This is a genomic window from Marseilla massiliensis (genome assembly GCF_016899855.1).
In the GTDB taxonomy this organism is placed as follows: Bacteria; Bacteroidota; Bacteroidia; order Bacteroidales; family Bacteroidaceae; genus Prevotella.
This window is the reverse complement of the sequence record NZ_JACJJG010000030.1, coordinates 24,044-32,720: the sequence shown is the minus strand read 5'-3', so window position 1 is coordinate 32,720 and position 8,677 is coordinate 24,044. Positions and strand designations below refer to the sequence as shown.

Genomic DNA, 8,677 nt, shown 5'->3' with positions numbered 1-8,677 from the left:
CAAGTTCGGATTTTTCATTTCAGAAGAGCGTATTTTCAGGAAAATCGCCGATGAATTGGGCATTATTCGCCGTTCAGACGACGGCCAGCCCACCGAGTACGCACGCCATCCTTTAGTGTATCTGGTCGAGGCTGCCGACGACATCTGTTACGAGATAATGGACATCGAGGACGCCCACAAGCTGAAAATCCTGTCTTACGAGGAGACCGAACGCCTTTTCCTGGATTTCTTCGATGAAAAGGGGCAAAATCGCATACGACAAAGGATTATCGACGAGGGGATTACCGACAGCAACGAGAAGGTGGTTTATATGCGCGCCTGCGTAATAGGCACGCTCGAGAAGGCGTGCGTAGAGACTTTCCTAAGATATGAAACGGACATCCTGAACGGCGAACTGAAAGGCTGTCTCATAGACAACATCGGCGACCGCAGGGCCGAGGCGTACCGTAAATGCGCCGATTTATCGAAACAACGGATATACAAGAGCAAGCCCGTACTTGACGTTGAACTGAGCGGTTTCCGCATAATGGCAACGTTGATGGAGGCTATGGTCGACGCGGCAGTCAACCCGGAGCGCTTCTATTCGCGCCAGCTTATCAGCCGTGTGAGCAGCCAGTACGACATCGACTCGCCCGACCTGGAGACCCGCCTCATGGCCGTAATCGACTATATCAGCGGCATGACCGACGTCTACGCCCTCGATATTTACCAGAAAATCAACGGAATAAGCCTGCCGATTGTGTAGACTTAAACAGCATTTCAACATCATTTATTACGCCGTTTGTATCTGCCTGACAATCAGGCGGATACAAACGGCTTCCCAAAAGGAGGCCTTTTGGTCTGTAAAAGACGGCCTTTTACCTTGCGAAAGGCCATCTTTTACGAGACGATTTGCCGTCTTTTGGAAAACAAGGAAAATCGTCCCGCACAACAAGGCATATCCATACGGCATTCAAATGGTCTGAAAACACGGACAAAAAGAAGGGCGTACACGCCGTAAACGACGCATACGCCCTTCATGCTTTTCATAGACTGCGCTTATCAGCGCTTGATTATCTTAACGGACTTCTTCGCCCCGTTCTGTGTGTAAGTCAGCACGTAAACGCCTGACGGAATGTCGGCTACGCTCCAGCTGCCTTCCACTACGTCGCTGTTGCGTACGAGTGCGCCCGACATTGAGTAAACGCCTACTGCGTAAACAGGCTGCGACGCATATACCGTATTGCCGTCGAATGTTACTGACGAACCGGTCTCAACGTTACCGATACCCGTAGAAGTGCCGACTTTCAGGGTCAGTTTGCTCCAGTTTGCATGTGCCGCGAACAGGTCGTAAACGTCCTCGCTTATTGTCAACGTTATGGCTTTAAGGTCAGTAATGCCAGAGAACATGTCAACATAGAATATCGGAGCCTCGGTGCCTGCATAGCGTGTCCAGTCGATATCTGCCAATGCCGTGCAATCGCCGAACGTCGAAGAAGCGAACGTAACCTCTGCGGGCAATACCACCTTGACAAGCGACGTGCAGTCCTCAAACGTGCTCTGCATGCTGCTCATGCCGGTAAGTCCCGTTGCGCTCGAGATATTCACCTCAGTCAGTGCTGCGCAACCGAAGAATGCGCTCTTGAGTGACGTCAGGCCGGAGCAGTTCTGCATGTCTATCGACTTAAGTTTTTCGCAGTTCATGAAGGCATTGGTCAAGTCGGTGAAATTAGCCGCCTCGCTTGCCGCCGGCATTATGACAGTTTCCAATGCCTTGCAGTTTACGAATGCACCGTTCTTTGTCAGAGAGCCTTGTACATACAGGCTTGTACCTTCTTCGATAAGAGCCTCGCTCATGTCAACCTTAATGAGCGTGCTGTTGGGCGAGCCGAAGCCCGAAGTTCCTAAGGCTATTGCCAGTTCGGCGAATTTATCCGTATTCCAAGTTCCGGTCAACTTGATTTCAACTGCGCTGTGCAGGTTCGTCTGAATGTCAGAAGCGTCAACGGTTACTACGTCCTCGTCACCGCCACCAGGTGTCGCTCCACCCGGACACGGTATTTCCGTCGGTTTCTTATAATAACTCAGTTGCAGCTGGTCGTAATCAGTTCCGTCGCCAAGCTGTCCGCCCCTGTTGCATCCCCAACCGTACAGTTTGCCGTCATCGGTAAGCACGAACGAATAATTCTGTCCCGACGCAAGCATTGTATAGGTAAGGCCTTCAGGCAGAAGTGGCTCCACAGGAGTTGAAGAAAACGGTATTTTGTCAGACGACGAGCCACCATACAGCACGCCGTTACCGTCGCCAAGTCCACCGTTTTTATTGCTGCCCAGGGCATATATTTGAGTAATCTTGCCTTCCGTTCCGACCGCCATTGTCAGGGTCTCCTCACATCCGGATAAAGATATTATGTTCTCGGGAAGGGTCGTAACCTGCGTAAACACGTTGTAATTACTTACCAGCTGGTCTGCCGTTTGGTTAAAACCGAGCAGATTGTTCGCGTTGTCGCCGGTAGCCCAGAACGTTCCGTCAGCCTTGATTGCATAAGTACGGTTGTCTATTGCCTTTACGTATACCCAGTCATTGTCCGTACCTATCTGCACAGGTTTCGTTTTGTTTTCCCAGTCGCCGGTGCCCAACTGGCCGCCGTAGTTCTGTCCCCAACCCCACAGAGTGCCGTCTTTCTTCAGCGCTATGGTATGCGAAGAACCGATTGAAACCATCTTCCAGTCTTTATCCTTGCCTATCTGCTCCGGAGTAGTACGTGAGCTTACGCCGTCAAGTCCAAGCTGATAACTTGAGTTTGAGCCCCAACCCCATATCGTTCCGTCAGTTTTCAGGCCTATGGCACTGTAACCCCAGAAATGGCCTACCGTCACATCAGCCCAGTCATTGTCCGTACCTACCTGCACAGGTACCTTATGGTCGACGCCGTCGCCCGTTCCTTGTATTCCGCTTTCCTGCGTACCAACAGCCCAAAGTGAGCCGTCGTTCTTTATGAAGAAGCCGTAAGCCTTGCCGCCAACAGCCTTTTTCCAGTCTGTATCCTCACCTACCATACTCCATTCGGCTGTACGTTCAGAGACTGACGGCACACCCATCTGTCCCTTCTCGTTCCAACCGCAACTCCATAGAGTACCGTCGTCACGTATCGCGTAACTCGTAGCGTCGCCGGCTGCTACATATTTCCACACATGATCCTGTGCGCTGGCCGTTGCTGACAGGGCCAATAGTCCCATCGACAACAATGTACGTGTAAATTTTTTCATAACAGGATTGTTTTAATTGATTATTATTGCCTTTCTAAAAGCTTAATTTCTTAATTATATAAATATACCGCCGGAACGGCGGGCACGGATTACCGGCCCACCATTACCTTGCGTACATCTGTGCCTCCGTTGCGGCATGCCACCTTAACTAAATATATACCGTGACCAGGGAGGGACACAACGGCACGACCGCCGGACATTGTCGACTCAGCCACAGCCATTCCGCAGAGGTCAAATACCTTCACGCCGGTTCCTTCAACATTCTCAACACTCAGCTCGTTTCCATTAATGCTGACGTTGGTTTCACCGTTTTCCTCAGCCACGACAGACTCTATTCCCGTCGGGTCACCGTCGCCATTGTCTATTATCGGGCATATCATGAACGAAGCGCCGGGCATTGTTCCAAAATAATTAACCGGCACAGTATACCCCATACCTCCGTAACTTACTAACGAATTGTGTGCCAACAAATTAGAAAGATGCTCTTCCGGAATGCTTTGCCCATTAACTTCTGCAAGCATACAGATGTCTGCCTTTGAAGGATCTGTACCGAAACCTTCAACCGTTACAAAGAAAAGCGGCTTGTCCCAAATCTGTAACGGCTCTTCAAAACGGAACTCCGCAACAGCCGCGTTCTTAACGGATATCTCGCCGTCACGAGCCTTACGAATCTCGCTTACCGGCAAAAATACCGCTTCGAGAGGTAATCCGTCAAGCTGAAGGTTGCCGTCTTCGCCCTCCGTAGGATACCAAACACGCAGCAAAAGTTGCTGACCCTGCTCGTATTTTGTAGGCATTGCCGCGAAATAAACGTTCACTCCGGTCATGTAGGCATTGCTATGTGATGTCATGAACAAGTTACCGAAACCGCTCAGACCTGCACTGTTAGTGCCTCCGACAAATCCTGCTCCGCCATTTAGAGGAAAACTACCAAGCCTGTACGTTCCTCCTGCGTCCAGCTCGCCCCATTTACGGCAGTTGGCGGTGGTTATTTCAGCCCTGCCACTTACGAGAATCTCTCCCTCTGCCTGGTAAGTGGCCTTGCCTCCACCGGCATCAGAGCATTCAAGTGTCGGGAAAGGATAATGTCCGAGCTGTGTATATGTAACCGAAGCGTCCTCAGTTGTAGCCGTGCCCTCGTTCGTTCCGGGCAGTGTCCAGTTGTAACCTGTCGCCGAACCCTGCGTAGTGTTAACGTAATTTACCTTCTTGCCTGTCGGCGCCCAAAGGAAATGGTCACCATTAAAGTTCTTGTTTGGCGAAAGATAGTTGCACACCGGCTCCTCCTCAGACGAATGCGTGCCGAGGCAACTCAATCCTGCAGGATAATCATACATCGGCTCTACCGACGCGCGTGTGGAATGGCCGACAACCCCGTCTACGGGTTCCGAGATGACAGGATCGCCCACTTGCGGCAACTGAAGGTTGGCAACATTACTCTTCTGAGCCTGTACTGGCGCAAAAAAGAATAGGCTTAACAATAGAAATGCGTCGTGTTTTTTCATACTAAACGGTCTATTAAGTTATACTTATGTAATTAATGCAAATCTAAAGCATTTTCTTTAATGCGTGAAGTTTTTAATAAAGAAATTTTAAATCAAACATCTTTTTTAACTAAACGGGTAGATTAAATATTTTGTTTTAAACTTTTTTATTACATGTATAGGGTTTGATTATTATGGCAATGATAATTCGTCACTGCGACAAACTGCCATTATTTCTCTGCTTTTTATATCAATAGTGTAACTAAATAGACCGTTAAGAAACATTTGTTTACAGCTTTTACGTATGTCTTATCGGTTATTTACCCGCATAATCAGACATAAAATTAATTCCGTAAGCTAACAGCCTGGCAATCAGGCCATAATTTACGGCATTGTAAAAGGTGGCTTTTTATCTTGCGAAAGACCACCTTTTGCAGGCTAAAAGACGGTCTTTCGGAAAGCAAAAGACCGTCTTTTTTAAAACCGAATGCCCGCAACCGCCAAACCGTTAATAATGATACGTTTGGCAGGTGCGGGCATTACACCTTATTATATTATACTAAATGCTCACTTGCGCGGTCAGTATCACCTCGCGTGGACGCAGCTCATAATAGTTGGTTGACGACATTACGCCACTGTAATTGGTGACTGTGTATCGGCGTTTGTTGAACAGGTTGCGCACGTCGGCCGACAGGCGTACCTTTTTCAGGCGCCATACCACGCCGGCATCGGCCAAAAGCGTGTTTATCACTCCTGCCGACTGCAGTTCGTTGCGGTAATGAACGGCGGCAATAGAGATATCCACCTTGCCTACCGTCTGCGTGTAAGCGAGGTGCTGAGTCCAGTCGAGCAAGCTGTTTTGCCCCATTTCATCGGTCTTCATCTTGTTCAATGAGAATGTGGCGCGATAGGTAAACGTGCCGAAAGACGGCGAAAAAACGATTTCCGGCGACGCCGAATATACATTTGAGGCGTAGTTAGTAACTGAGCCTTCTGACAGCTGCTGGCCTGTGGCATAGGCATAGTTAAGCTCAAGTTTGGTCTTCAGGTGAATGTCGAAAAAGCCCTTCGACACAAGCGCCTTTGCCGAAACGGCCTGCCCGTGCCAGTCATTGGCAACGGTTTCGAGCAGGTATTGCCCGTCAGTGATGGTCATGTCGGTCATCACGTTGCCGTGGTTATAGTTGTAGTTTGCGCCGAAACTCATGAAAAGTTCGGTCACTGGGCGCTTGTAGTCATAGCTAAAACCGGCGTGAAACGTGCCCTGACGTGGGACAATACCCGACCTTACCACCTGCGTGCGGTAGTCTGACATATAGCTGCCGACGGCATAATCCGAGAAACTTCCTGTCGACATGTTGTACCCCGAGCTAAGTGTCCACTCGCCGCGGCGACCGCTCTTGATGTTCGCGTACAGCAAGGGCGAGGCGTCAAGGTAGTGTTCGCCGCGCTCGGTCAGAATCTTCCAGTTTACGGGAACGGCGAGCCTCAACACCGTTTTCATGCGTTTGTACTCCCAGGTGGGCCGCCCGTACACGGTCAGTGCCGTGTGTCCGCCCTGCAGGTTGAGGTGCTCGGCCGTTACGCCGATAGTGTAACGGTGGGTAAGAAATTTGCGGTTGAGCGTCAGCAGGGCGTAATTGTCGGCATAATAAAGTATGTTGTTCAGCTTCTGCGTCTGTCCGTCAACAGTCATTTCCTGCGGCGCGTAGTGAAAGTCGAGCGTTGAGTAGACCGTCCATGAGTGTCGGTCGCGGGTCAGCAGGCGGGTAAACGTGTTCTGGGCTTGTATCTCGGGCAGCTTCACCCGCTGCCTGACGTCGTTGCCTTCGGCTCCGGTGAACGTCGAGTAGCCGTCAGTCAGCGTTCCGGTAAGACTGAAATATTCGTTGCCATACGCCCGTTGAGTGTTCGTGTTATGGTTGAAATCGACGTAAATCCTGTCCGTCTTCATCCTGGAACGGTCGGTTTCATCGGTCTGTACGGGGTCTCTTCCGTCGAAATAATACACCGACGTGTTGCCCGTCTGCTGCTCTTCGTCCGTGTGCAGATATCCTGCCGTCACCCGTTGTTCGCTTCCGCCCTTGGTTTTGCGCGTGTTTTTCGCCGTCACGTTTACCGAACGGTTGAAACGTACGCGCTCCTCGTCTATCGGAGAGGTGAGCGTCGGCGCCGAAAACCACCCCGGAACGCTCGTCCCCGCGCCGTAGGCCGACATGCCGCCCGTGGCCAGCACACGGTCGTTACGTGACAGGTCCTTGCCCGACTGGTCGTAATCGGCGGAGTACATCCACTGCCTCCGCTTGCCAATCTGCAATGCGTCGGCGCCTCCCTGCGGCCTCGTCTTCTTCAAGGGGAAGCCCACCACGACCTCAGGACGCAGCGTAAACATCCACTTGTCGCGTGCTTCGGGGCGTAGCTTGATGTTCATCGCCACGTCGTCCGTGAACACTTTGCCCTGCAAAGCCTTAACGGGCTGGTCGTGCTCAACGACCTCCGCCTTGTCAACGTCACGTGCCTTGAGCGCCTCTGTCAGCTGGTTGTAACGCCCGCCGGTAAGATCGAGGTCTTCAACTGTAAACCTCGTGATGTCCTTTCCGTTGAAAGTTATCTTGCCGTTCTTGTCTACATCAACGCCGGGGAGCTTCTTCAGTACGTCCTTCAGCGAGTTATCGCGCTGCCCGGCATAGCGTTTCAGGTCGAAAACGATGGTGTCCTGCCGTCCGAACACGGGCGTTCCCTTCACCTGAACCTCCTTCAACATGAAAGCCTTTTGCGTCAACGACACCTCAATCTTCTGTCCCTCAGTGATTGTTACGCTCTTTTTCATGTACCCGAGGCACGTCACCTGTACCCTGTCGCCCGTTTTTGCCCTGACTTCAAAGCGTCCGTCAGCACCCGAACGGGCAAAACTTACGGTCTTACCGTCACGCATCAGCGTAACAGCGGCGTTCGGAACGGGCTTCAAGGAAAGCGAATCGAACACCTCGCCGGTCACCGTTGTCTGCCCGAAAGACGGCAAAGCAAGCGCCACAAGAACAAGAATGAATAGCAGTTTTCTCATTGAATCAATATTTATCAGTCACAATTTACTCCGCCAGTTCTATCGGATTGAACGGCAGGTTCTTAGGAGTATTCAGTTCAGATGCGCTCTTTCCGTCGTCAGCGGTCATCATTCCCGGCGTGAAAAGCGCAAGATAACCTATCGGGTCGGCGTAATAACGCTCGTATTGCGTCATCAGCTGGTCGAAAGTAACAGGCTCGTAGTCAAGACCTTGATACATTATAGGCGTGCCGTCAGCCACCTGTCGCATTGCCGTAGCCTCAAAAACGTATTGCCGCCCGCCGTCATACGCGCGGAGGATAAGGCCGGGCAGGCCGCAGAGCTTCCACGGACCGGCGTCAATGGGCACATCATCGGCGTACCAGGCGAACCACCACCGGCCTTTGTACCATGCCGTGGCGAGGTGGCATTCATTGCCAAGTATCGTGGCGGTGCTGTCCGCTACGGGTGTCCATTCGGGCGATTTCATCGGCTCGGTGACGGCATAATAGTTCATCGCTATCAGGTCGTCGAGGAACGTAAAGCTGCCTTCCTTAGGATAATTGCGGTACACCTGCCACGTAACATCGGCCGTATAAGTGGCCAGTTGCTCGCCCCGAGCCTCCCTTTTAGCGTTGAGCGAGTCTTCAAGATATGCCGTATAACTGTAAAACTTGGTGCTTTTGTCACCTATTTCGAGTCGCATCGGCTCGGTTTTACGTTCCCATTCAGCCTTTGTCGTATCGTTGACGTAGGTCATGTCATACGCCACCATATACCTCACCGTGTCGCAAACCTCCTGCCGCATGGTGTTCCTGAAACCGTCGGTTCCTGCCAAGGCGCATGTTGGCAGCAGGCTGACGACGGCCATAATGCTAATCAAACATTTTTTCATATTACA

4 protein-coding genes and 1 pseudogene are annotated in these 8,677 nt (G+C 51.3%); 1 reads left to right on the top strand and 4 read right to left on the bottom strand.

Annotation, left to right across the window (positions count from 1 at the left end):
- Positions 1-745: pseudogene (locus H6A34_RS07185) on the top strand (dehydrogenase); the annotation flags it as partial.
- A 296-nt stretch (positions 746-1,041) separates the two neighbouring features.
- On the opposite strand, the gene H6A34_RS07180 reads toward H6A34_RS07185, so the two are convergent.
- From H6A34_RS07180 to H6A34_RS07165, 4 genes are all read right to left on the bottom strand, one after another.
- Positions 1,042-3,249: a leucine-rich repeat protein gene (locus H6A34_RS07180; RefSeq protein WP_205104471.1), complete on the bottom strand. Its 2,208-nt coding sequence runs from the start codon at positions 3,247-3,249 to the stop codon at positions 1,042-1,044.
- Between the two features lie 89 nt (positions 3,250-3,338).
- Positions 3,339-4,754 (bottom strand): hypothetical protein, encoded by a 1,416-nt coding sequence (locus H6A34_RS07175; RefSeq protein ID WP_205104469.1) that lies wholly within the window; start codon positions 4,752-4,754, stop codon positions 3,339-3,341.
- A gap of 538 nt (positions 4,755-5,292) precedes the next feature.
- Positions 5,293-7,797: a carboxypeptidase regulatory-like domain-containing protein gene (locus H6A34_RS07170; RefSeq protein ID WP_205104467.1), complete on the bottom strand. Its 2,505-nt coding sequence runs from the start codon at positions 7,795-7,797 to the stop codon at positions 5,293-5,295.
- A gap of 25 nt (positions 7,798-7,822) precedes the next feature.
- Complete coding sequence (locus tag H6A34_RS07165) at positions 7,823-8,671, bottom strand: GLPGLI family protein (RefSeq protein WP_205104465.1); 849 nt, start codon at positions 8,669-8,671, stop codon at positions 7,823-7,825.
- Positions 8,672-8,677: the final 6 nt, after the last annotated feature.